Annotated in this window: 22 protein-coding genes; 12 read left to right on the top strand and 10 right to left on the bottom strand. The window is 30.0% G+C overall.

What is annotated here, in order from left to right; all coding sequences use genetic code 11:
• Positions 1 to 80: 80 nt before the first annotated feature.
• The gene (locus tag HGI79_RS05555) at positions 81 to 1,793 is read left to right on the top strand and encodes a diguanylate cyclase (RefSeq protein ID WP_185649675.1); all 1,713 of its coding nucleotides are present in this window, start codon (positions 81 to 83) and stop codon (positions 1,791 to 1,793) included.
• 367 nt (positions 1,794 to 2,160) lie between these two features.
• Here the strand turns inward: HGI79_RS05555 and HGI79_RS05550 are convergent, their stop codons facing one another.
• From HGI79_RS05550 to HGI79_RS05540, 3 genes are read right to left on the bottom strand one after another with little or no spacing between them, the layout of a single operon-like run.
• Positions 2,161 to 2,301 carry a hypothetical protein gene (locus HGI79_RS05550; RefSeq protein ID WP_185649674.1) on the bottom strand — a complete coding sequence of 47 codons (141 nt, stop codon included), beginning with the start codon at positions 2,299 to 2,301 and terminating at the stop codon, positions 2,161 to 2,163.
• A gap of 49 nt (positions 2,302 to 2,350) precedes the next feature.
• A complete protein-coding gene (locus tag HGI79_RS05545) occupies positions 2,351 to 2,938 on the bottom strand; it encodes a flavin reductase family protein (protein ID WP_185649673.1) in 588 nt (195 codons plus the stop codon).
• A gap of 51 nt (positions 2,939 to 2,989) precedes the next feature.
• Positions 2,990 to 4,564, bottom strand: coding sequence for a DEAD/DEAH box helicase (locus tag HGI79_RS05540; RefSeq protein WP_185649672.1), 1,575 nt, complete (start codon positions 4,562 to 4,564; stop codon positions 2,990 to 2,992).
• A 383-nt stretch (positions 4,565 to 4,947) separates the two neighbouring features.
• Here HGI79_RS05540 and HGI79_RS05535 point away from each other — a divergent pair, with 383 nt between their 5' ends.
• The 4 genes from HGI79_RS05535 (at position 4,948) to HGI79_RS05520 (ending at position 9,681) form a co-directional block, all read left to right on the top strand.
• Positions 4,948 to 6,180 (top strand): pitrilysin family protein, encoded by a 1,233-nt coding sequence (locus tag HGI79_RS05535; protein ID WP_185649671.1) that lies wholly within the window; start codon positions 4,948 to 4,950, stop codon positions 6,178 to 6,180.
• 354 nt (positions 6,181 to 6,534) lie between these two features.
• The gene (gene recX, locus HGI79_RS05530) at positions 6,535 to 7,395 is read left to right on the top strand and encodes a recombination regulator RecX (protein WP_185649670.1); all 861 of its coding nucleotides are present in this window, start codon (positions 6,535 to 6,537) and stop codon (positions 7,393 to 7,395) included.
• A gap of 149 nt (positions 7,396 to 7,544) precedes the next feature.
• Positions 7,545 to 8,729, top strand: a complete 1,185-nt coding sequence (locus HGI79_RS05525) for a transglutaminase family protein (RefSeq protein ID WP_185649669.1) — start codon at positions 7,545 to 7,547, stop codon at positions 8,727 to 8,729.
• 82 nt (positions 8,730 to 8,811) lie between these two features.
• Positions 8,812 to 9,681, top strand: coding sequence for a polysaccharide deacetylase family protein (locus tag HGI79_RS05520; protein WP_185649668.1), 870 nt, complete (start codon positions 8,812 to 8,814; stop codon positions 9,679 to 9,681).
• A 76-nt stretch (positions 9,682 to 9,757) separates the two neighbouring features.
• On the opposite strand, the gene HGI79_RS05515 is transcribed toward HGI79_RS05520, so the two are convergent.
• The 3 genes from HGI79_RS05515 to HGI79_RS05505 form a co-directional block, all read right to left on the bottom strand.
• Positions 9,758 to 10,117, bottom strand: coding sequence for a tetratricopeptide repeat protein (locus HGI79_RS05515; RefSeq protein WP_185649667.1), 360 nt, complete (start codon positions 10,115 to 10,117; stop codon positions 9,758 to 9,760).
• A 138-nt stretch (positions 10,118 to 10,255) separates the two neighbouring features.
• The gene (locus HGI79_RS05510) at positions 10,256 to 11,056 is read right to left on the bottom strand and encodes an ABC transporter permease (protein ID WP_185649666.1); all 801 of its coding nucleotides are present in this window, start codon (positions 11,054 to 11,056) and stop codon (positions 10,256 to 10,258) included.
• Between the two features lies 1 nt (position 11,057).
• Positions 11,058 to 11,813 (bottom strand): ABC transporter ATP-binding protein, encoded by a 756-nt coding sequence (locus HGI79_RS05505; protein ID WP_185649665.1) that lies wholly within the window; start codon positions 11,811 to 11,813, stop codon positions 11,058 to 11,060.
• Positions 11,814 to 12,097: 284 nt separating this feature from the next.
• On the opposite strand from HGI79_RS05505, the gene HGI79_RS05500 reads away from it, so the two are divergent.
• The 4 genes from HGI79_RS05500 to HGI79_RS05485 all read left to right on the top strand — a co-directional run bounded on the left by HGI79_RS05500 (position 12,098) and on the right by HGI79_RS05485 (position 17,509).
• The gene (locus HGI79_RS05500; RefSeq protein WP_185649664.1) at positions 12,098 to 12,271 is read left to right on the top strand and encodes a hypothetical protein; all 174 of its coding nucleotides are present in this window, start codon (positions 12,098 to 12,100) and stop codon (positions 12,269 to 12,271) included.
• A gap of 134 nt (positions 12,272 to 12,405) precedes the next feature.
• Positions 12,406 to 12,543 carry a hypothetical protein gene (locus HGI79_RS05495; RefSeq protein WP_185649663.1) on the top strand — a complete coding sequence of 46 codons (138 nt, stop codon included), beginning with the start codon at positions 12,406 to 12,408 and terminating at the stop codon, positions 12,541 to 12,543.
• Positions 12,527 to 12,739, top strand: coding sequence for a hypothetical protein (locus HGI79_RS05490; RefSeq protein ID WP_185649662.1), 213 nt, complete (start codon positions 12,527 to 12,529; stop codon positions 12,737 to 12,739). The genes HGI79_RS05495 and HGI79_RS05490 overlap by 17 nt, the downstream gene beginning before the upstream one ends.
• A 474-nt stretch (positions 12,740 to 13,213) precedes the next feature.
• Positions 13,214 to 17,509, top strand: coding sequence for a 2-hydroxyacyl-CoA dehydratase (locus tag HGI79_RS05485; protein WP_185649661.1), 4,296 nt, complete (start codon positions 13,214 to 13,216; stop codon positions 17,507 to 17,509).
• Between the two features lie 127 nt (positions 17,510 to 17,636).
• Here the strand turns inward: HGI79_RS05485 and HGI79_RS05480 are convergent, their stop codons facing one another.
• Entirely contained in the window at positions 17,637 to 18,179 is a 543-nt protein-coding gene (locus HGI79_RS05480; protein ID WP_185649660.1) for a GNAT family N-acetyltransferase, read from the bottom strand.
• Positions 18,180 to 18,525: 346 nt separating this feature from the next.
• On the opposite strand from HGI79_RS05480, the gene argJ reads away from it, so the two are divergent.
• Entirely contained in the window at positions 18,526 to 19,758 is a 1,233-nt protein-coding gene (gene argJ, locus HGI79_RS05475) for a bifunctional glutamate N-acetyltransferase/amino-acid acetyltransferase ArgJ (protein WP_241428148.1), read from the top strand.
• 93 nt (positions 19,759 to 19,851) lie between these two features.
• Here argJ and HGI79_RS05470 read toward each other — a convergent pair whose 3' ends face one another.
• Positions 19,852 to 20,880: an ABC transporter substrate-binding protein gene (locus HGI79_RS05470; protein WP_185649659.1), complete on the bottom strand. Its 1,029-nt coding sequence runs from the start codon at positions 20,878 to 20,880 to the stop codon at positions 19,852 to 19,854.
• Positions 20,881 to 21,006: 126 nt separating this feature from the next.
• Here HGI79_RS05470 and HGI79_RS05465 point away from each other — a divergent pair, with 126 nt between their 5' ends.
• Positions 21,007 to 21,333: a hypothetical protein gene (locus tag HGI79_RS05465; RefSeq protein WP_185649658.1), complete on the top strand. Its 327-nt coding sequence runs from the start codon at positions 21,007 to 21,009 to the stop codon at positions 21,331 to 21,333.
• 73 nt (positions 21,334 to 21,406) lie between these two features.
• Here the strand turns inward: HGI79_RS05465 and HGI79_RS05460 are convergent, their stop codons facing one another.
• Complete coding sequence (locus HGI79_RS05460) at positions 21,407 to 24,364, bottom strand: HAD-IC family P-type ATPase (protein ID WP_185649657.1); 2,958 nt, start codon at positions 24,362 to 24,364, stop codon at positions 21,407 to 21,409.
• A 257-nt stretch (positions 24,365 to 24,621) separates the two neighbouring features.
• On the opposite strand from HGI79_RS05460, the gene HGI79_RS22465 reads away from it, so the two are divergent.
• Positions 24,622 to 25,137: a hypothetical protein gene (locus tag HGI79_RS22465; RefSeq protein ID WP_207725718.1), complete on the top strand. Its 516-nt coding sequence runs from the start codon at positions 24,622 to 24,624 to the stop codon at positions 25,135 to 25,137.
• 213 nt (positions 25,138 to 25,350) lie between these two features.
• Here HGI79_RS22465 and HGI79_RS05450 read toward each other — a convergent pair whose 3' ends face one another.
• Positions 25,351 to 25,605, bottom strand: coding sequence for a hypothetical protein (locus HGI79_RS05450; protein WP_185649656.1), 255 nt, complete (start codon positions 25,603 to 25,605; stop codon positions 25,351 to 25,353).
• Positions 25,606 to 25,880: the final 275 nt, after the last annotated feature.

The raw sequence follows: 25,880 nt of genomic DNA, 5'->3' as shown, positions 1-25,880 counted from the left end.
CATAAAGGTAAAGGTTGATTTTTCAATCTTTACCTTTTGTTATTTATCTAAAAGATTATAAAATATTGGGGGGTGAAGATATGAATAAGATACTAAATAGTAGACAAATAAGAATATACGAAATTATATCTATCGTGAAATTAATTTCATTACTTTTTTGTGGAATAATAATTTTTAATGGTTTTTTTACAGTTAAAAAGTTTTCTGAAATAGACAGTAGATACCTTCTTAGCATAATACCATTAGGAGTATCAGCATGTATACTTGCATTAATTTATTTAATATGGTTTATATTTTCTGTAAAAAAAATTCAATTAAAAAATCATAAATTTTTAAGAATCTCTGAAGATTTTGTTTTTATGTTAATTTTCACAGTATTTATTGTTATATCAGAAGCACATAAAAGTCAATATAAATTTCTTTTCCTATTTCTTATCATCACCTCTACAATACAGTCTGGTTTAAAGTATGGAACTATGATTTCTACAATATCATCAGCAATAGTATTATCTATAGACTTATTTTTTGGTAATAACTCCAATGTAAATCAGTATTTTGAAAATGATTTGATTTTATGTGGAGTATTTGTTATTATGGCATGGATACTGGGGTATTATGTAAAAACAGAAAGTGAATATGCAGAGAGTTTATCTAGACTAGCAAATATAGATGGATTAACCAATGTTTATAATCACAGGTTTTTTCAAGATTCGTTAAAGAATGAAATTATTAAATCAAAGGAAAGAAATATCTCAACTTCGCTGATGTTAATGGATATAGATTATTTTAAGCACTATAATGATTTATATGGACATCAAAAAGGTGATGAAATTTTAAAGACAATTGGTTTTATACTAAAAAGTAATGTAAGAAAAGATGATATTGTTGCTAGATATGGAGGAGAAGAGTTTACTGTTGTCCTTCCAAATACTAGTGAAAGTGATGCTCTGATTATTGCAGAAAGAATAAGATTAGCAGTGGAACAATGGAAATTTGAAGGAGAAGAGAATCAACCAAATGGAAAGATTACAGTTTCAGTAGGAGTTTCCACATTTCCGTCTAAGGCTAAAAATGAAATAGATTTAGTTAATAGTGCTGATGATGCCCTGTATAGAGCTAAGTTTTTTAATAAAAATAGAGTTGAAACTTACTATTCAGTTTTAGAAGAATTGAAAAAGGATATAGAGGAAGAACATATAGATCTTATAACATCCATAAAAACATTAGTTAGTATAATTAATGCCAAAGATAGGTATACTTATGGACATATTGAAAGAGTGGTCATGTTTGCAAAATTATTAGCTAAGAAGTTGGGATTAAGTGAAGAAGATAAACAAATATTGAAATACGGTGCTTATTTACATGATATAGGTAAAATTAATATTTCTAAGGAGATTCTTAATAAAAGAATGCGTTTAGACTACGAAGAATGGGAGATACTAAAGCAGCATCCTGCTAATGGGGTAGAACTTATAGAGCCGGTGGAATCCTTAAAAAATATAAAACCTCTTATTTTGCATCATCATGAGCGATATGATGGAACCGGATATCCTTGTAAACTAAAGGGAGATAAAATACCTTATCTTGCCCGAGTGTTAACTGTAGTAGATAGTTTTGACGCTATGACTTCAAATAGGCCGTATAATATTCGAAAGACCTACGAAGAGGCCATTGTGGAATTAAAAAAGTGTAGTGGAACTCAATTTGATCCTAGCATTACAGAGAAATTTATAGAAGTTGTTAGTGAAAATAAAGATAAATTTGATAGTATAACTTCCTTTGATAAAAATTAGAAAAATTATAAATGTATTTACTTTTTAAATAAAATAATTTGTGAAAACAATTTAACTTATACGTAGGAATATGATGCCAAAACTGAAGGCACATTTAAAAACTTTTCTACTAGTCTTAGTGAAGTGTTTTTTGAAAATCTTAGAAGCTTTGATATGTTTGAGGTACGAGTTTATCAAAGCTTCTTATTTTATATGAAACTCCTCTTCCTTACGTCAGATGAGTAAGCGATTCGCACAAAATCACAGATTTTGGCTCTCTGCTTAAAACACGAACTTTAGACTGATTAAAAGTTTTTAACGTGCCGAAGTTTGGCAGCATATTACGTAGTATAAGTTGAATTTCGGGCGTGGTTATCTATATTTATTTTTATATTCTACAGTTTAGGGGAGTGTTAACTATATTAAGTTCGTTAATATCTTGAGACATTTTATATCTTGTGTATATAAATATAATTTCAACAATTAGTATAATTATTAAAGTTATTAATAGCTTTTTGAAATTTGACATTAAGCATCCCCCCTAACATAATTTTATGTAGGTGGGATAAGTTATAGCATTATTTTTTATTTTTATTACTTTTCTTTTTTTGAACAGAATACCCGAATTTACCTAATGGCTTAGGCAAAAGTGAAAAATATTCGCCATGAGAATAACAGATTAAATTAGCCTTCTCTAGATGAATTTTTCCATTTTCGTCTATTAAGTTATCTTCTACATTTATTGATAAAACTTCAGCTAAAAAGAGGTCATGACTTCCTAAGGGTGTAATGTTTTTTACTTTACATTCCATTGTTACAGGGCATTGTTTTATTGAAGGAACATCTATTTTTTTACTTTCTTCCAGAGTTAAATTGCAATGACTTATCTTATCAATATTTTTTCCAGATCTCACTCCACAAAAATCAACAATACGAACTAAGTCTTTGGTAGGCAGGTTTACAACAAACTCACCAGTATTCTTTATATATTCATATGATAGTCTTTCAGGGCGTATTGCAACAGTTATCATAGGTGGCCTTGTGCATGCAGTTCCTATCCAACCTACAGTGAATACATTTACTTTACCATCAGTATTTTTAGATGTTATAAGCACTGATGGGACTGGATTCAACATAGAACTACCCTTAAAAGATATTTTAGGCATATACTTTCTTCCTCTCTTCATAAGTTTATATAGTAAAGAAACCACAAATATTTATTTGTGGTTTTTCTTACTTTTTGCTATTTCTACGTTAACTTTTCTACCTAGAAGTCTCTTACCACTGCTTTTCTTCATAATTACATCCACAAGTCTTTCAGGAATATTGATGAAGGTAAAGTTTTCAAGGATATCAATATCTCCAACCTCTCTTGTGTCGATATCTGAGCTTTCATCAAGAAACTTAAGTAAAGTTTTTGGATTAAGTTTGTCTTTTCTGCCAACGGAGAAAAATAATCTTACATTATCTTCACTGCTTATAGAATTTTCAGTGTAGTCGAAACTAATTTGTTTATCAAAGGTTATTTTCATTAAAGCAGCAGCTACATCTACAAGATTATAATCCTCATCTAGCTGTGTAGCAACAGGAATAAAGTTATTGTAGTTATTCTCCTCTAAAGTTTTCTTTATATCTCTTATAATATGTTTATATTTTGTCTCAAAAATTTCATCTATTGTAGGTATTTCTTTTCTTTTAATTTTACTTTTTGTAAATTTTTCAATTTGTTTTAATAATATGTATTCTCTAGGAGTTACTAGTGAATAAGCAGTACCTTCCTTATTTGCTCTTCCTGTTCTGCCTATTCTGTGAACATAAGACTCTATATCCTGAGGTAAGTCATAATTTATAACATGAGTTACAGATTCAACATCAATACCTCTTGCGGCTACGTCAGTGGCAACTAAGAAATCTAATGTGTTTTCTTTAAACTTTCTAAGAGTATTAAGTCTTTGATTTTGCCCCATATCACCATGCATTCCTTCAACGTTATAACCTCTAGATTGCATAGATTCCACTAACTCATCTACACCTCTTTTAGTTTTGCAGAAGATTATAGCACTTGAAGGCTCATCAACATCTAAAACTCTACATAATGATTCAAATCTATCTCTGGCTTTTATTTCATAATAATATTGCTTTATTCTTTCTACAGTTAGAGAACTTTTAGCTATTTTAATGTGTTTAGCTTCTTTTTTCATATATTTAGTCGCTAATCTTTTTATCTGATCAGGCATTGTAGCTGAAAAAAGAAGGGTCTGTCTATCTGGACCTAACATTTTTATAATTTCTTCAATATCGTCTATGAAACCCATATTAAGCATTTCATCAGCTTCATCCATAACTAAAAATTCTACATTACTAAGATCAATAGTATTTCTTTTTATATGGTCTAATATTCTTCCAGGTGTTCCAACTACTATGTCTACTCCATTTTTTAAAGATTTAATTTGTCTTTCAATAGGCTGACCACCATACACAGGGAGTAAATGAAGTTTTTTGAATTTTGAAATACGGCCTAATTCATCATTGACCTGAATTGCAAGTTCTCTAGTTGGTGCAAGAATTAAAGCTGAAATAGTTCCATTTTTTTGAATTTTACTTATTAAAGGAGCACCAAATGCTAAAGTTTTACCAGTTCCAGTTTGTGCTTGACCTATTAGATCGTGACCATCTAGAACCACAGGTATTGCTTCAGCTTGAATTTGAGATGGCTCTTCAAATCCCATAGAATCTATAGCTTGAAGTACCTTATTATCAAGATTTAAGTTACTAAATTTTAAGTTTTCCATTGAAATTCCTCTTTCTATCTTATAATACAAAAACAAATTCTATCATAACATAGTATTGGGTTATTAGCAAATTTTAATTATAAATTTTTAGCATATAGTTAAAAAATTCCTTTAGGATAGTGAGGGCTTTTTATTTTTAAGTACATAATTTATAATATATTAAGTAATAAAAATTAAATGTAATAATAAAATTAATAAGTATATAGAAAGAGTTTTGCATTACTTATTTAAGAAGAAAGGTTTAAATATAAAGGCTACTATTAAATCAATTATTAATTAAATTACTTATACGTATATTAATATTATCTATTTTTGGTTATAAGTAAATGTTTAAGAATATAATTGTTTAAATAATATGTTAGTAGATTGAAGGAGATACTTTTATGTTCGATGCTGTACAAAAGGTTTTATCTAATGGTATAAGACTAACTACAATTAAGAAAGATACCCAAATCATGTCTTTGCATATAGGAATTAAAATGGGGGCTATTTATGAAGAAACTAGTGAAAAAGGAATATCACATTTTATTGAACATATGCTTTTTAAGGGAACTAGATCTAGAAACAATGAAACACTAAACTTTAATCTAGAGGAACTAGGAGGAGAGTATAATGCATATACAGATAACAATTGTACTGTGTATAGTATTACAGCCTTGAGTGAGGGGTTAGAGAAATCAGTAGAATTACTTGCAGACATGATTATAAATCCTATCTTTCCAGAAGATGAGCTAGAGAAAGAAAGAGATGTAATACTTGCTGAAATAAGGACAAGTAAAGATGATATAGAGGATTATAGTTATAAAAAGGTAAATGAAATGGCTTTTACTAAAAGTCCATTAAGATATGAGACAATTGGTAGTGAAAAAACTATCAATAAATTTACAAGAAAAAGACTTTTAGATTTTTATAATAAGTATTACTTGCCAAATAATTGTTGCATATCCATAGTATCACCTTTTGAGCACAGTGACGTCACTGATATAGTTTGTAAGTATTTTAATGATTGGTTACAAAAAGAATTTGAGAGAAGAAATGTAATTGTAGAAAATAATATACCAGGCAAGAAAGTTTCATATAAAAAAAATATAGAACAAAGTACCATTATTTATTTATATACTTTTCATAATATATCCAAAGATGAAGAGTTAGCTCTTAGAATATTAAATCATAAGTTTGGAGAAAGCGCTAACTCTATTTTATTTAGAGAACTTAGAGAACAAAGGGGACTTGCTTACGATGTTTATACAGATTTAGATTTAACAAATCACATTAAGACTTTGTATATTTATACTGCTGTATCTGAAGAAAATGTAGAGGAAGCAATTAAAGTTATAGATCAGTGTATTGAAAAAATAAAGAACGAACAGGTTATTTTTGATGAAAGCACTATAGGACTTATGAAAAAAGTTCTAAAAACAGCAGTAGCATTTACTCTAGAAGATTCCACTGATACAGGGAATTATGTACTCCATCAAATGATTGATGAGGAAGATATTTTAAAATTCGTTAGTGACATGAGAGATTTAGAAAAAATAAAAAAAGAAGATATATATAATGTAGCTAGGAAGGTTTTCAATAATCCTACTGTACATATACTAAAAAGCAATGAATAAAGGTCATATAGATAATCATGCCCGAAATTTAACTTATACTCCAGGATATATTACCATGTTTCGTCACGTTAAATATTTTTATTTAGTCTAGAGCTCCAATTTGAGAAAAATCTAAGAACTTTGATAAACTCGCTATGCTCAAACATATCTAAAGTTCTAAGATTTTTTCTCAAATTTTCGCTAAGACTAATAAAAAAATATTTAAATGTGACTTCAACATTGGTAATATATCCCTACGTATAAGTTAAATTTAAGCTATGAGTATCTATATAGGAATACAAAGTGGTGAGAGGGTAAGAATTATATTGTAGTCGGTTTTGAGTTTAGTTAAATAAAGCATAGGATGATGTTAATATGAATAATAAAGATAAGGTTATTACTAAGGTTGAACAGCAGAAAAAGAATAAGGATAGGGTAAATATATTTGTCAATGATGAGTTTTTATTAGGATGTAGTATTGAGCTTGTTTATACACATAATCTTATAAAAGGTAAGAAAGTTGATGTAGAGTATTTGAAAGAATTAGTAGATGAGGATAACTACATAAAGTGCAAAAATAGTGCTCTTAAAATTATTGAGAGGTCATATAAAACAGAGAAACAAGTTTTAGATAAATTAGTGCAAAAAGAATATGATGAAAAAACTATATTTAAAGCAATAAATTTTCTAAAGCAATATAACCTACTTAATGATGAAAAATATGTAGAAATGTATGTAAAAGATAAGTTAAAGTCTTATGGTAGAAATAAGATAAAATATGATTTAATAAGAAAAGGAATAAGTGAAGAGCTAATTAATAGTTACCTAGGTAATGTAGATTATAATACTGAAAAAAATGCTGCATTAAAACTGGCACAGAAAAAATATCGAATTATAGCTAAGAGCGAGACAGATTCTAGAAAAATATATAAGAAACTAGGAGATTATTTAGCTAGAAATGGATATAATTTTGATGTAATAGAAAAAGTTCTTCATAAAGTCATAAATGAGGATATAAGCAGTATAAGTGAGGATGAAGCAGCTACTATCAGAATAAATAAGGAAATTGGTACACTATATGAACTTGCAGAAAAGAGATATAGAATTATAATGAAATCTGAATGTGATAATAAAAAAGCATATAAGAAACTAAGTGAATATCTGCTGCGTAGAGGATATTCTTGGGAGGATATAAAATTAGTATTAAAGTCTATTGTGGAGAATTCTTATATTTAACAAAAACCTCTTAAAATTAGCGTAGTCATGAAATGAAATTTGAATCAGATAAAGACAGGAGTATTAGAGCGGGTAATTATCGAATAAAATGATTTGTTAGATATATTTATAAAACAATTATATTATGTATTGATAAGAGGTGATTATTAATGATGGATGTGAGTATGAACCCTGTAACCATTATGTTAGTAATAATTTTTTCATATCCTCTCCTTAAAGGATTTTTATTTAAGTTCTCATCACATGATTTAAAGGATGATATTGATGAAGTAAATAGGAGTATATCTTTTATAATTGGACTGGTATTAGGAGTTTATTATGGTAAAAAGATTTTTATACAACACGATGCCGGAATATATGAACAAATATATAAGTCTATACCTTCCACTGCTATACAGTATATAGATAATAATAATTTTATAATATATACTGTAGTAATGCCTATAATTATATTTGTTTTTTATAAGATAATAAAATTACTTTTTGACCTTATATGTTATGTAACTTTTTATCCTATTTTAGATAGCATAGAGCGGTTTTTAAGTTCAAAAAGTAATTTGTTTAAGAGAATAACTGGAATGATATTCCAATTTCCAAGGTCTATATGTTATGTTATGATAGTAGCCTTTGTATTAAATATAATATCAATATTTAATACAACCAGCATATTAGACAAGTACTTGGAAACATCAAAACCTTATAATTTAATATGTAAGCAAATTATAATACCTGTTACAAACTCAACAATAGCTAAAAAACTACCTAATATAATAAATAATTCCTTTAGAATCGTAGTTAGGGAAAGTGAGCCAAGCGTTCCAGGAAAAGAAAGAGCAACAATTAAAGGTAAGTCCATAGTATATTATAATGGAGTTACATTAGATGAGGGAATAAGTTCAGATGCAGAAATTGATAAATTTGCAAAAGAACTTGCTGCTAAAGAAAGTACCACTAAGAATAAAGCCAAGACTATATACAATTGGATAGGAAACAATATAGTCTACGATCATGAAAAAGCAAATAAAGTATTAAATAATGATTTTAATGTAAAGTCTGGAGCTATTCCTACGTTTAATACTGGTAGAGGAATTTGTTTTGATTATTCATGTTTGTATGTAGCTATGTGTAGAGCAAACAATATTAAAGTTAGGCTCATCACTGGTGAAGGTTTTAATGGAATAAGTTGGGTAAGCCATGCTTGGAATCAAGTATATGTACCTGAAGAAGGAAAATGGATAAATGTTGATACAACTTTTTATAAAGGTGGAAACTACTTTGATAGTAAAAGATTTGGGGTAGACCATAAGAATGCGCAGATTGCTGGAGAATGGTAAAATGAATTAATTTAAATTTAATATAGATTTTTGTAAGAAAGGTGTATAATTGTGTTGACAAAGGATATAGGAGATGGTGGACATGCAAAAATATGGGAAAAGAATCACAAAGAATAAACGCAGAAAAAGAAGAACTGCTGTTCTTTCAGTAGTATCATTGCTTATCTTATTTTCACTAGGCTTTTTTATAGGTAGCAAAGTACCGCATAAAAAGAATGTAGTAGTAAGTGCTGCTGACACTACACAAAAGGATCAACAGAAGAAAAATGCTGATGAATCAATGAATAAGAGAGAAAGTATAGTCAATAATGAAAATAAAAGTGAAAATAAAAATGATACAGCTCCTTTTGATCCATATAAAGCTGATGGAAGAAAAGTTGCATATCTAACTTTTGATGATGGACCATCACCTAATAATACACCAAAAATACTTGATATATTAAAAAATTACAATATTAAAGCAACTTTTTTTGTTATTGGACAAAGTGCAGAACAAAATAGTGAACTACTAAGGAGAGAAGCATCAGAGGGTCACGTTGTAGCTAATCATACTTATTCACATAACATGAAATATATATACTCAAGTCCTAGTAACTTTGTAAATGATTTGGACAAGGGTGAAAAAGTTATTAAAACCATACTTGGTAATGATTATAATTTGAAACTTGTAAGATTTCCAGGAGGTTCCTTTGGCAACAAGCTTGCACCTTTTAGAGAAGCTGTAAAAAATGCTGGATATCATCATATAGATTGGAATGACTTAACTGGTGATGCAGAACATAGTAGTGTACCTGTAAGTAGCTTAGTAAATGAGTTGAAAAAATATACAACTCAAGATCATGTAGTAGTATTAATGCATGATGCACCTGCTAAGGCTACAACTGTACAAGCTCTCCCAGAAGTTATAGAATATTTAAAGTCTAAAGGTTATGTATTTGAGACTTTAAAATAGTAAAAATGCAGCATGAATTTTAACATTCATGTTGCATTTTTTATACGTTGATTAAGATATGTCAATAATATATGTTTTATTTTGATTTTGATAAGTAGTTTTTTATTATGACATTTATAGCTTTCTCACAATCAGTATCATCATTATTTAGACTCCAAGCTGTATTAAAATATATTAAGGCTTTTTTAGTATCTTTTAACATAGTATAACAATATCCAAGATTGAAAAAGTACTTACTCTCTCTTTTAAGATTTATAGCTGATTTCAGAAGAGGAATAGCTTTGATATACTCTTTTAATTTTATAAAACAAACTGCAGAATTATATAGTGAAGAAGCTTCATTATCCTTAGATTTTATAGCTTTTTCATACATATCCAAAGCTTTTCTATATTCTTTTGCATTGTAATAATCATTAGCTTTTTGGAAGTAGCTCATTTTAATCCTCCTTAGGGTTATTATAAAAATGCTTATATCTGCGTAATAATTTATATTCATTTATTAAGAAAAGTATTCCGTTAAAAATAATAACCATGTTTGAGTTTTTTATACAAATTATTGAGCTACTTTATTATTTTAATGTTGTTTAATCACAAATTTTTTTTCAAGGAAATCCACAATTAAGTACATAATGTATGCAATAATAGATAGTATCAATATACTAAGCATAACAGTGTCCAATTGAGCAATCTGGCCTCCAAATATTATTAGAAAACCAAGTCCTTCTTTTGCCACAAGAAACTCACCCATTATAACTCCTACCCATGAAAGCCCTACATTTATTTTTAAAGCAGAAACTAGAGTTGGAATTGACGCAGGAATTATAAGATGGCTTAAAATTTGTAATTTAGAAGCACCAAAAGTTTTAAGTAACTTTATTTTATCCACATCTACTTCTCTAAAACCGTTTAGTACTGTAATTATTGTTACAACTATAGATATTAATAATGCTACTATAATTATTGCAGGAATTCCATTTCCAACCCAAAATATAATTATAGGTGCAAGAGCTACTTTGGGTAATGCATTAAGAACAACAAGATATGGATCTAAAACCTTACAAATAAAGTCTGACCACCATAGAAGAATAGCTACTAAAGTACCTAATGTTGTTCCAAGAAGAAATCCTAGTATTGTTTCCCAAGAAGTAACAAAAATATGTGTAAATAAACCTCCTTCATTATAGAGCTTTACTAATGTTTTCAGCATTCTAGATGGTGTACTTGTTAGAAAGGGGTCTATCCATTTTAAATCACCAGCAATTTCCCATAAAGCAAAGAATACTACTAGAATTAGTATTCTTGTAATTACTATAAGTCTGTTACGTTTTTTTACACTTCTAATATACAACTCATGTTCTTTTGAAGTATCAATCATTCTAGTTCAACTCCTTCCATATTTTATTAAAATAAATTCTAAACTCAGGTTCTTCTCTACATTTTAAGGGAGAATTATGGGGAGCTGAAAATTTTATATCAATAATTTCGTTTATTTTAGCAGGTCTTTGGGTTAGAATTGCTACTCTATCAGACATAGCAATAGCCTCTGCTATATCATGTGTTACCATTATTGCTGTTTTTCCTTCTTTCTTTATTATTTTAAAGATTTCATCACTTATATTAAGTCTTGTTTGATAATCTAGAGCTGAAAAAGGTTCATCTAGGAGAAGAACTTCGGGGTTTAAGGCAAGGGTTCTAATCAATGCTACTTTTTGTCTCATTCCACCAGACAGTTGGTTAGGATAATGAAGCTTAAAATCTAGTAACCCGTATTCAGAAAGTAATGTGTATATCTTTTCTTTATAATCATTTATGGATTTATGTTGAACTTTTAGGCCTAATAATATATTGTCCCAAACCGTTAGCCAATTAAATAATTGGTCCCTTTGAAACATATAACCAACTTTAATGGAAATAGAAGTTGATTTTTCGCCATCAATATATATTTCACCGTGTGATGGTTTTAAAAGACCAGCAATTATATTCAGCAGGGTTGATTTTCCACATCCAGAAGGACCTACTATGCTTAAGAATTCACCTTCTTCTACGGCAAATGTTACATCTTCTATAGCTTTAGTTGAATTTGTTAACGAATGATAGTTCATATAAATATGATTGACACATAACTTACTCAAAAAATCACCCTTATTTTAAAGTATTATAGATTATTATATGAGTTAACTTAACATAGTGTTAAAATATAAAACAACAGATTTTCAAAAACACTTCACTAAGACTGATAAAAAAGTTTTTAAATGTGCTATCAGTTTTGGCAGCATATTCCTACGTATAAGTTAAATTTTTAGTTAGGAACCATATAAATGAGTAACAGCTTAAGTTTAAGAAGCATATAGAATATAGAGTAAGATAATCGCTAAGAAGCATAGGCACTAATAAGCAATAATTTTGGAGAGTTATTATGCCGCGTAAGAAGGAGAAAATAAAGGTGGAAATAATAAATCCTGAAGCATTAGAACAGGCAAGTATTAATAAAACAAAAGTACTAATAGATATATTTTGGGATAAGTTTACAGAAAACTCAGGGTGGCTAAAAAACCTGGCCGAAAACTCCGAATTTAATGATAACTGCTAGATAAGAAAATATAGAACAACATACTTAGGAATTGCAAACAATTAAAAATTAAAAAATAATTTAAAAAATAAAAGATTATAGTACTAATGTGCTGATAACGTTCATATTCTTCAATGATATGGAGGGATTGCAAAATGGAAAGTGCTATAAAAGAAATAATAATTTTATACTTTAAAGGATACAGAATAAAAGATGCCATTAATAAGGTGAAAAGTAGTGTAAGTAGTGAAGAACTGGAAGGAATGGTAAAAAAGTATGAAAGAAAAATATAAAAGAATATCAGATATTACAGTAGGACAAGAAGTTAAGATAGGATTAAAAGTAACATATAATACAAATAGATATGTAAGTGGAAGTGTTGTATATAAAGATGAAAAATTTATAACTGTAAAAAGCAAGACATATAAAGAAAGCATATGTTTGGTAGATTTTGTAACAGGACATGCTTTTGTAGAAAACGTGAGTTAAATACTTAGTTTAAAGGCACTTAGGAAACTAGGTGCCAAATTTATTTGTAATTTACTGAAAAAATCACCCTTATTTAAAAGTATTATAGATTATTATATGAGTTAACTTAACATAGTGTTAAAATATAAAACAACAGTTTTTCAAGGTAAGAGTTGTGAGAATTTAATTATACATGTTATAATATTTAAAGATATAAAGCACAACTAATAATATAACAGGTCTATTTATAAATTTTGAAAATCCCATAATAACCGTGTATTTATATTGTATGGTTATTTTTTGTTTTCATATTATATAATATTATTAATAAATACTTGAATTAAATAGACAATTATAAAAATACTAGTATTGTATCTAGTGATATGAAGAATTGTATTAAAATATATACGTAGTACTTAGGAAAAGTAATTAGTAGTTGTGAGTAACAGGATAATTTTTATTAACTTATTAATTTGTAAAAAGGTGATATGGTTTATGAGAGAATTATTTCATATAGGTCTTGATGTTGGGTCGACTACTGTAAAAATTGTGATTTGTAATGACAAAGATAGCGTAGTATATAGTAAGTATCAGAGACATTATTCTGATATAAAAAGTACTATAATAAGTGTGGTAAAAGAAGCTTATGATTGTATTAAAGATTCTAATATTACAATAATGGTAACAGGATCAGGAGGGTTATCTGTATCCCAGTGGCTAAATATATCTTTTATACAAGAAGTAATAGCGTGTACCAACACCATAGAAAGATTTATTCCAAATACGGATGTTGCAATAGAACTTGGTGGCGAAGATGCTAAGATAACCTTTTTTGATAATGGAATAGATCAAAGAATGAACGGAAGTTGTGCTGGTGGTACAGGAGCTTTTATAGATCAGATGGCAGCACTACTTCAAACCGATGCACAAGGGTTAAATGAAATGTCAAAAAAATACAAGGTTATTTATCCCATTGCAGCTAGATGCGGAGTTTTTGCAAAAACAGATATTCAACCATTATTGAACGAAGGGGCAGCTAAAGAGGACATTGCTGTTTCAATATTTCAATCTGTAGTAAATCAAACAATTAGTGGTCTTGCTTGTGGTAAATCTATTAAAGGTAATGTAGCTTTTTTAGGAGGGCCATTATTTTTCTTATCTGAGCTTAGAAAAAGATTTATCGACACACTAGGACTTACTGAAAAACAAGTGATTTTCCCAAAGAATCCACAATTGTTTGTTGCTATGGGGGCTGCCTTAGCGTCTAAAAAAGAAAATGTAATGTCTTTCAATTTACTAGTGAATAAACTCCCAGAGTTAGAAAGTGCATCAAGTGATGAAGTTGAAACACTTAGACCTCTTTTTAAAGATGAGAATGAATTACGAGAGTTTACACAAAGACATGATAAATATATTGTTAAAAAAAGAGAGCTAAGTAAATTTGAAGGACGTTGTTTTTTAGGAATAGATGCAGGGTCTACAACAACTAAAGCTGCGCTCATCGATGAGGAAGGAAATCTACTTTATTCTTTCTATGGAAGTAATGAGGGGAGTCCCCTAAAGTCAGCTGTTAAGATATTAAAAGATTTATATAGCAAACTTCCAGAAGGAGCTAAGATTATAAATTCTGCAGTTACTGGATATGGTGAAGCACTTATAAAATCTGCCCTTTCTCTAGATATCGGCGAAGTAGAAACTGTAGCTCACTATAAAGCGGCAGATTTCTTTCAACCAGGAGTAGATGCTATCGTAGATATTGGTGGACAGGATATGAAATGTCTAAAGATAAAAGATGGTGTAATTGATAGCATAATGCTGAATGAAGCTTGTTCATCTGGCTGTGGTTCATTTATTGAGACTTTCGCGCATTCATTGAATATGGATGTGAGAGATTTTGCAGAAGCAGCTCTATATTCAAAAAAGCCTGTAGATCTAGGTTCCAGGTGTACAGTATTTATGAATTCAAAGGTTAAGCAGTCTCAAAAAGAGGGAGCATCAGTAGGGGATATCTCTGCAGGGTTATCCTATTCAGTAATAAAGAATGCTTTATTTAAAGTTATAAAAGTAAGAAATCCCAAGAATTTAGGTACAAAGATACTTGTACAAGGTGGAACCTTTTATAACAACGCTGTATTGCGAGCTTTTGAACTAGTTTCGGAAAGACATGTAGTAAGACCTGATATAGCTGGTCTTATGGGAGCATTCGGTGCAAGTTTAATAGCTAGAGAAAGATACAAGGAAGGCTATAATACTAGTTTATTAGGAGCTGATCAATTAGATAAGTTTAATACAGAAGTATCTATGAAAAGATGTGGTAAGTGTGCCAATAACTGTCTTATGACTATAAATAAATTCTCAGATGGAAAAGAATTTGTTTCAGGTAATAGATGTGAAAGAGGAGCTGGCAGTGAGCACCAGATTAATGATATACCTAATTTATATGACTATAAATACAAAAGAACATTTTCATATTATACACCTCTAAAGAAGGAAGAAGCCACAAGAGGAACTGTTGGAATTCCGAGAGTACTTAATATGTATGAGAATTATCCGTTTTGGTTTACCTTCTTTAGCGATTTAGGCTTTAGAGTAGAGTTATCTCCCCGCTCATCTAAAAAGATATATGAATTGGGAATAGAAACTATACCTTCGGAATCTGCATGCTATCCAGCGAAGATAGTGCATGGACATATAATGAGTTTAGTAGATAGAGGAATAAAGTTTATATTTTATCCATGTATTCCATATGAACAAAAGGAACAAAAAGAAGCGGATAACAACTATAATTGTCCTATGGTAACATCCTATCCCGAAGTTATAAAAAATAATATGGATGTCATAAGAGATGAAAATATTACATTTATGAATCCATTCTTACCCTTAGATAACGAAAGTAGACTTATGGAAAGACTTTATGATGAATTTAGAAGCTTTAATATAGCTAAAGAAGAAATTGCTAGGGCTGTAAGAAAAGCTTATGAAGAGGACAGCAAGGTTAAGAAGGATATACGAGACAAGGGTGAAGAAGTAATTAAATATTTAAAAAGTACTGGGAAAAGAGGTATAGTCTTGGCAGGAAGACCATACCATGTAGATCCGGAGATAAATCATGGTATACCTAATATAATTACAGCTTATGATATGGCGGTGCTTACTGAGGATTCTGTAGCACATTTAGGAACTGTACAAAGACCTCTTGGAGTGGTAGACCAGTGGGTATATCACTCAAGACTATATGCAGCTGCAAGCTTTGTAGCAACCCAGGATAACTTAGAACTTATACAGTTAAATTCCTTCGGTTGTGGTTTAGATGCTGTAACTACTGATGAAGCACAGGAAATATTAAATGGTTATGAAAAAATATATACAGTTTTGAAGATAGATGAAGGAAGCAATTTAGGTGCTGTAAAAATAAGGATTCGTTCATTGAAGGCTGCTTTAGAGGAAAGAGATAGCAGTGGATTTAAAGCACATAAAATATTACAAGAAAATAAAAGAGTAGTATTTACTAAAGAAATGAAAAAAAGGCATACTATCCTTTGTGCTCAAATGTCACCTATACATTTTCAATTTCTACAGGAAGCCTTTCAGGCATCAGGATATAATTTAGAAGTTCTTCCTTCTGCGGATAAAAAAGCTGTTGATGAAGGATTAAAGTATGTAAATAATGATGCTTGCTATCCATCTATAATTGTTGTAGGGCAATTAATTGAAGCACTAAAATCAGGAAAGTATGATGTAAACAATGTTTCAGTTATCATGTCTCAGACAGGGGGAGGTTGTAGAGCCACAAATTATATAGGATTCTTAAGAAAAGCCTTAAAGGATGCAGGTATGTCTAATATCCCTGTAATATCACTAAATTTAATAGGCATGGAAAAGAATCCAGGATTTAAAATTACCCCTGGTGTTCTTAATAAAGCTATAATAGGCTTATTATATGGAGATTTATTTATGAGAGTTTTATATAAAATAAGACCTTATGAAAAAATCCCAGGTTCTGCAAATATATTATACGAAAAATGGATCGAAAAGTGTAAAGAAAATGTTAGAAATGGAAACCATAAAGAATTTAAGAAAAATATTTATTCCATAGTAGAGGATTTTGATAACTTAGAGATCAATACTGTACAGAAACCAAAGGTTGGTGTAGTTGGAGAAATTCTAGTTAAATTCCATCCAACAGCCAATAATAATATTGTTGATATAATAGAAAAAGAAGGGGCAGAAGCTGTAGTTCCTGATTTAATAGACTTTTTCTTGTATTGTGCTTACGATGCTAAGTTTAAATATGAATATTTATCTGGAACTAGAATGAGTAAGGTTACTAAAGATGTATTCATAAAAATTATTGAGTATTATAGAAGACACCTGAGAAATGCATTAATAAACAGTAAAAGATTTGAACCCCCATCAACCATTGAGAAGCTGGCAGAAGGTGCATCCGCAATTGTTTCTTTAGGAAATCAAACTGGTGAAGGTTGGTTCTTGACAGCTGAGATGGTAGAACTGATAGAGAGTAAGGTTCCTAATATAGTATGTATGCAGCCTTTTGCGTGCCTGCCAAATCACGTAACAGGTAAAGGAATGATAAAAGAACTAAAAAGGAGATACCCGGGTACTAACATAGCAGCTATAGACTATGATCCAGGTGCCAGTGAAGTAAATCAGTTAAATAGATTAAAGTTAATGCTTTCTGTGGCATTTAAATCACTAGAAAAATCAGAAGAGGAAACGCATAGTGAGATAAAGGAACAAATAGCAGCTGAGGATGGCAAAAAGAAAATTTAAAAATAGTATATATTATTGTTTAGAAAGTCCTATTAAATAGAATTAAATTTCTATTTAATAGGACTATTTTATTAGTGAATATTTACCATAGGTTCTTTTCTATCTTTATTCTTAAGAATAAAGATTATTATAAATTATTTACTGTTAAAAATTCTTCTTTTAAAATTCCCATTGCAATCTTATCATGGTATTTTCCGTCTCTATACATCTCTTTTCTTAAAATTCCTTCTGTTTTAAATCCGCATTTTTTGTAGCACCTAACTGCACGCTCATTAAAAGAGTAGGTAATCAGTCTTACTTTATTTATGTTCATTTGCAGAAATATAAAAGAGAGAAGAATTTTCATTGCATCTGTTCCATATCCCTTGCCCCAAAAATTTATATTTCCTATAAATATTCCTACAGTAACAACACTATTTTTCCAGTCCACAGCATTAATACTACAACCGCCTATAAACTGGTTATCTTCAAGTGTTTCAATAGCAAATTTGTATGTATCATTAAAAGCTGAAATGGATTCAAACCATTTTTGTTCTTCGTGTAAGGATATGGGGTATGGTATATCTGCAACTAAAAGTCTCTCAATTTCTGGGTTATTTATATAGCTTAGCCGTAGATTTATATCTTCTTTTCTATATGCTCTTAATCTTACCTTTTTTCCAACGTACATAATTAAGACTCCTCTAGTAATATATTTTAATGCGCTTTATCTCATGACTGCTACATCTAACAACCTAATATTCTTCAAAATACTATTAAAAATTCTCGTGAAGTCAAAAAATCTGTTCATAATGAGAAAGCATTTATCCGATGACTACTAGCTCTAATACTCCCATCTTCTCTAAAGTGGGAGTAAAGAGCGGCTACGTTACTGGATTCGTTCAACTAAGAATCAGGTGAGGTCAAAAACCTCATCTGATTCAAGTTTCACTTTATATTTAATATTAAGAATAATTATTACAATATTAGGTAGTATAGCCATAACTTTAGTATCAAATACTAATATAATAAATTTTATGAAAAGAGATGATTATATGAAGGTATTAGATAAGAAAACAATTACTGATATACCTGGAATATTAGCTGCAGGTATATCAGCTGGCATCAAAAAAGATGAAAAAAAAGACCTATGTATAATATATAGCAAACATAAAGCTACCGCCTCAGCAGTATTTACTAGAAACAAAGCAAAAGCAGCTCCTCTTATTGTTAATATGAAGAATATTAAAAATGATAACACACAAGCAATAGTCATTAATAGTGGAAATGCTAATTCATGTACTGGTGAAGAGGGTCTTATAAATGCATACAAAATGGTTGAAACAGCGGCAAATTGTCTTAAGCTATCTACTGATGAAGTTTTAGTTGCTTCAACAGGGATTTTAGGAGTCCCTCTCCCTATGAATAGCATAGTGCCAGGAATTGAAAAAGCTTGTTTGTTGTTATCTGATAATGTAGGTACAGATGCTGCTGAAGCCATTTTAACCACAGACACAACTACAAAGACTATATCAGTTGAATTTGAACTTGATGGGGAGATAGTAATGATTAGTGGCATGGCAAAGGGTTCAACTATGATACACCCTAATATGGGAACCATGCTAGCATTTATAGTTACAAATGCAAAAATATCAAAGGATTTACTTAATAAGGCGTTAAAAGCTAGTGTGGATAAATCTTATAATATGATTTCAGTTGATGGGGATACAAGTACTAATGATATGGTAATAGTACTGGCAAATGGAGTTTCACATCATGAGATAATTGATTGCAAAGGGAAAAATTACGAAGTTTTTTGTGATGCACTTGACTTAGTTAATGTTGAGCTTGCTAAAATGATTGCTAAGGATGGAGATGGATCTACTAAGATGCTAGAAGTTGAAGTCATAAATGGAAAGAGCTTAGATGATGCAATAAAATGTGCAAAAGCAATAATTACTTCAAACCTTATAAAAAGTGCAATATTTGGAAATGTTGTAAATTGGCCAAGAATATTATGTGCATTGGGTTATTCTGGAGCAAACTACGAGCTGAATAAATTGGATATATTTATAAAGAGTACTGTAGAGCAATTGCAAATAGTAAAGGATGGTATTGGAACAGCTTTTGATAAGCATTTAGCTACAAAAATACTTTCAACGGATTGTATTAAAATATTAGTTAACTTAAAAGACGGAGAGAGCTGTGCTACAGCATGGGGATGCGATTTAGGTGTTGATTATGTTAGAGCAAATGCTTACCTTAAATAAAGAGCAAAGAAAAATCTTGTATATTATTTGTATGCTATGTGTATATGCTAAGTTTTGAATGAACGTTGGAAAAACAACATTCATTCAAAAAATTTATTTTATATCTTTTATAGCTTTTTCACCAAAGGTATTATTTACAATCTTATCAAAGCCTGGTCTTTCAGGAATTAAATTTGCTTTATAAGATTGTATTATATCCATAAGTCTATTTAAATTTTCTTCTTTAAGTACTGGAGCAGCAGCAAAAGCATTTATAGTTCTGTAGTTTTTAACTACAGATACTAATATATCTTCATCAGTACCAGGGAAAAATGGCTTTATAGATTTTGCAACTTCTTCATCACTATGTTTTTGAACCCACAATTGTCCCTTATAAATAGCACGGGTAAATTTTTCTATTGTTTGAGGATTTTTTTCTATATATGACTTAGTAGAGAAGAAGCAAGTATAAGGAATTTCACCAGCTTCTTTGCCAACAGAAGCTACTACATATCCAGAATTTACTTTCTTAAGCATACTTGCATTTGGTTCAAATAGAGTTGCGTAATCTCCTGTTCCACCTTTAAAGGCACCTGTAACTGCAGCAAATGCAATATTTGTTATAACATTTAAGTCTTTGCCAGGTTGTAAACCATGTTTTTTTAGAACATATTCAAAAGTCATTTCAGGAACTCCACCTGGTCTTCCGCCAATTACAGATTTTCCTTTTAGAGATTCCCAGTTAAAGTCCTTTTCCTCATGTCTACCAACAAGAAACGAACCATCTGTTTGAGTTAGTTGGGCAAATAGTACAGGATAGTCTTCTCTTTTTTGATTATATATATATATTACTTGTTCTGGTCCAGCAAAACCTATATCTACGCTTTTACTTAAAACTTGTTGCATAGTTTTATCTGCACCTTCTCCAGTTGTTAAGTCTATATTTATGTCTTCTTCTTCAAAGAATCCTTGACTCATTGCAGCATACATTGGTGCATAAAAAACAGAACGAGTAACCTCATTAAGTTTTACAGTTACAGAGCTTTGGGTAGCCTTATTATCCTGTCCACAACCAGTAAATATAGTAACGATAAGCACAAAAATAGATAGCATAGAGTAGATACATAATCGTTTCTTTTTCATAAATTCTCCTCCATAGAAAATTTAATATTAATTTATACTATGAAAGCATGAGTACTTATGTTAAAAAATTATATTTAAACTAACACTAAGGACATACAAATTGAAATTAACAATGCAAAAATAAATATGGATAATGCTGATAAAGTAAGTCAAGAAGCTAACTCATCAATGAACCAAGCAGAAAAATCATTTAATACTATTGGAAATTCAATTACAAAAATGATTGAGCATATTGATGACCTTATGACTAGAGTCGGCGAAGTTAACAATCATAAAGAGAATGTTGTAAAAGCAATCCAAGAAATATCTGAACAGGCAGCAGCTTCTACTGAAGAAGTTTCAGCATCTATGGAAGAACAAGCAAATGCCATAGAAACTATAGCAGAGAACAGAGAAAATCTTAGAACAATTGTGAATAAGTTAAATGAACTTGTAGCTAAGTTTAAAATTTAAAAAACAACGGATGTGCAACCATTTAGGTAGTACATCCGTTTATCATATATAGTTATATAGTATACATACTGTTTTATGTTCTACTAAGCATAGTCATTCCTGCTACAGCACTCCAATCCAATAATGTTAACGATTGTGTTCCAAAGTATGGACTTAAGAAAGGTAAATACATTGTACCAAGTAACATAACCATGGATGAAGCAACCGCAATATTCATGTATTTACTAGGGAAAGCTCTTTTGTTTCTTCTACTGTCATATATATTGGCAAACTGAGAACAAACTAAATTGGTAAATGCCAAGGTTCTTGCTTTATTTAATCCTGCACCTAACAACATAGATCCTTCAAATATTGCAAAGGTAGTTAACCCTATTCCAACGCCTCTTCTAATAATTTGAGTACCTAGTTCCTTGGTGACTAATGGTTCATATTTTTTAATTGGAGGGTAACTCATAACATCTTCACTTGAAGGCTCTACAGCCAATGCTGAACCTAAAATACTTTCTGAAATTACATTTATCCATAATATCTGAATAGAAATAAGTGGTAAGATTCCACCCATAGCCGAAGCAAGAGCAATAGCAATTATTTCTCCTAGATTGCCTGCTAACAAATATTTCATAGAATTTTTTATATTATAAGTGACAGTTCTACCTTCTTCAATAGCTTTTACTATTGTAGAAAAATCATCATCAACAAGAGTTATAGATGCCACATCCTTAGCAACATCACTTCCATTGCTTCCCATAGCAATACCGATGTTTGCTTCTTTTATTGCCGGTGCATCGTTAACTCCATCACCTGCCATAGCAACTACATATCCAAATCTCTTAAATGCCTTAACTATTCTATGTTTTTGTTCAGGAGAAGTTCTTGCAAAAATTTGTATTTTTGATATTTTAGAATCTAGTTCTTCATCATTCATGCTATCTAGCTCAGGCCCGGATATAACAATTCCATTAGTAAGTAAACCTAGCTCTCTTCCAATGGCAGCTGCAGTATTCTTATAATCACCAGTAATCATTACCACTTTAATTCCGGAGTTATGACATTTCTGTATAGAACTCTTTACTCCTTCTCTAGGTGGATCTTCCATACCTACAAGGCCAAGGAAAACAAAATTATTTTCAATGTCCCCAGTGGATTTATTATCTAATTTTTTATATGCAAATGCTAATACTCTAAGTGCATCTTTACTCATTTCATCACACATAGATAGCAGCTTTTCTTTATCAGTAGATGTTAACAATTTCTCTGTTCCGTCATCATAAATAGTTCTACATTTTTCTATCACACAATCTAAGGCACCCTTACAATAAGCCACCTTACCATCAGAATTTTCTATAATCACTGTCATAAAACGTCTGCAGCTATCAAAGGGAATTTCTCTTAATCGATGATTAGTTTCTTTTATTATATGTTCATTCAATTCAAATTTGCCAGCAGCAGTTATTAAAGCTCCTTCTGTAGGATCCCCATGGGCTACCCACTTGTCATTATTATTGGATAATGAAGCATTATTGCAGAGTATTCCTGCAGTTAGTAACTTCTCAAGACTTGCTCTTTTAGTTGGGTCACCTTCCAAAAGGTCAATCTGCCCCTTAGGATTATAGCCTGAGCCAGTCACAGAATATAGACACTTATCCATATATATTCTTTTTACTGTCATTTCATTCATAGTTAGTGTACCTGTTTTGTCACAACAAATAACATTAGTAGAGCCTAAGGTTTCTACGGAGGTAAGCTTTCTTACAATTGCATTTTGCTTAGTTATTCTTTGAACACCTTGTGCCATTGCAACTGTAACAACAGCAGGAAGACTCTCTGGAAGAGCACCTATAGCAAAGCTTACTGAGGTAGTTAGCACTTGAGCAAAACTACTGCCTGCTAGTAAGGCAGTACCTCCAATAATTGCACAGGAAATCAAACATATCTTAGTTAGTTTTCCAGTAAAGTTTTGCATCTTAATTTGAAGTGGTGTTGCTTCTGATTTTATATTCTGAAGCATAGTTGCAATTTTTCCGATTTCAGTATTCATTCCAGTAGCTACTACTACAGCTTTTCCTCTTCCGCATATAACATTAGTGCCCATAAATAACATGTTATGTCGGCTTCCAAGCTCAGCATACTTATTACACATGTCTATGGATTTGATTACAGGAGTAGATTCACCGGTTAGAGATGACTCTGTAGTTTTTAAGTCATTACATTCAATTATCCTAGCATCAGCAGGAACTTTATCACCTGATTCTATTAGAATTATATCACCAGTAACGAGATACTTTGCATCAATATAGATTTCTTTACCGTCTCTGAGGACTTTTGCTTTATGCACAAGCATATCTTTTAAAGAATACATTGATTTTTCAGCCTTATATTGCTGAGTAGTTCCAAGAATAGTTTCTATAAATACTATTCCAAGTATAGCTATAGCATCAGGTATCTGACCTAAGAAGAAAGAGATTGTACTAACTCCTAAAAGCAACTTTACTGAAAAGTCATTAAGGTTTTCTAGAAACTTAGATATTAGTGAGCTTCTCTTCTTTTCAGACAGTATATTTAAGCCCAATTCTTTAATTTTGTTGTTAGCTATTTTATTGGTTAGACCGGTACTAAAGTTAGTTTTAAGCATAGGCTCAAGTTCGTTTTTTGCAAGAGCATGCCAGTATGTTGAATTATCGTTTAATACCAAAGGGCTAGTGCCTTCAATAGCTATTGGTAGTGCAATCTCTTGGCGGAAATTATTAAATTCTATTATGTTAGAATCATAAGTTATTTTAGATTTATTTAAATATAAGTTGATTTGTTTTTCTATTTTGCCTTCAGATACTATATTTTCATCAAATATAATAAGCACTTTTCCAGTTATGGGATTGGCTGTTGCTTCTTTTATTCCTGCTATGGATTTAATAAATTTAGTTATATGTTCTGACATAACAGGATTTCTATAAACAGATTTAATGGGTATCCTAATTCTTTTATATAAAATATCTTTTTGTAATTCTTTATTTTTAGCGCTATGGTTAATCATATATTTCAACCTGCCATCACCTTTCCTTTAAGCTAATAATATATTAGACTACTTAATTTAGTAAAAAAACACTAAGATATGTTTTCCAAAAAAACATTCAAATATTCTTAATTTTTAACTTGAATTTAACATTATTTTTATTAAACCTTCATTGTAAAGTGTTTAATAAAAAATATATAGATTAATACTGATGTATTGTTTAAGTAATTTTGCTAATAATATTTATACTTTTAATTTTAGGAAGAGGTGCGAAAACTATGGATAAAGATATTGAAACAAAAATAGACAATACAAAAAATCTCCAGAAAAATATTGATTACTCTAGAGCTAAACATAAAGAATTATATATAAAAATGGAGGAAGATATTAAGAACCTTCAGGGAAAGTATCAGCATTTAAATAACAGCATACAGGAAGTTAAAGATGAAAATTCTAAGCTAAATGATAGCATTAAAGTTATGAATGAAAACTTTAAGGAAGTTAATACAAATGTCAAAAATATACTTCTTAAACTCGAAAACATTGGTAATACCAATAAAGGGATAAAAGGTGAAGAATTAAAAAATAAAGATTATAAAGCTAATTTTTCAATAAAAAAGGCTTTATTTAATCCTTTACGGAAGCTAGCAGTAGGAACGGTGAGTTCAGTTCTAACTATAACAGATAAGACTATAAAAACAGCAGGTGGATTTAAAGAAGGTGTTGAAGACATAATTGCGGAGGCTCAATATCAACGCACAAAAAAAAGAATGACTGTTATGAATGACCTTTAGAATAAATATGTGAGTAATGCTTATACCATATAGATTTAATATAAAAAATTGGCGAAAATATCATGGGTATTTTATGATATATAAAGCCAATCTTTTATAACAAAAAAGTCTAGTAGTTATATAACATGTATTCTACTAGACATAATTTAAATATATCCTTAAAAACATTAGTTCTTAGAACATATTCAGCACTGAAGTTGTCAGTAGAGATCATTAAGTTAGATACTTAATTAAAATTTTTAAATCTCCTAATTTAATCCTCTTTATTTGAGGTCTCTTGTTAATATCAATTCTATATAATATCCTATGATCGATAAGTGTTTGAGCGAAATTATTAGAGTAGGATAACATATATGTTTTACCAGAAAAATCAAAAGTGTTAAGTCCTAAATTTACTGCTTCAATCATTTTTAGTTGAAATTTTTTTAACTTAAACTTTTCTCTTTTCTTGTTAAGTCTCTTACTCATATATAATATGCACTCCTTTATAAAACGTTTTGTCTTAATAAATCTAAACAACTTAATATTTTTAACTCCATATATAATATAAGCTTTCACTACTATTATATAAGACAAGGTATATGGTTTATGATAAAATCTTTTAAAATGCTTTTTATAAAAATTTTTATTATTATGAAATGGTGGAATAATTGGAAATAGGCGAATAGTTATAAAGAATAAAAAAATAAATTTAATTTATTTTTTAAATTACCTCAAAAAAGATTTAAAGCATACGAATATGT

It is taken from the genome of Clostridium sp. DJ247, assembly GCF_014231265.1.
Note: the sequence above shows the minus strand (reverse complement) of the source record. Positions and strands in the feature narration are given on the sequence as shown.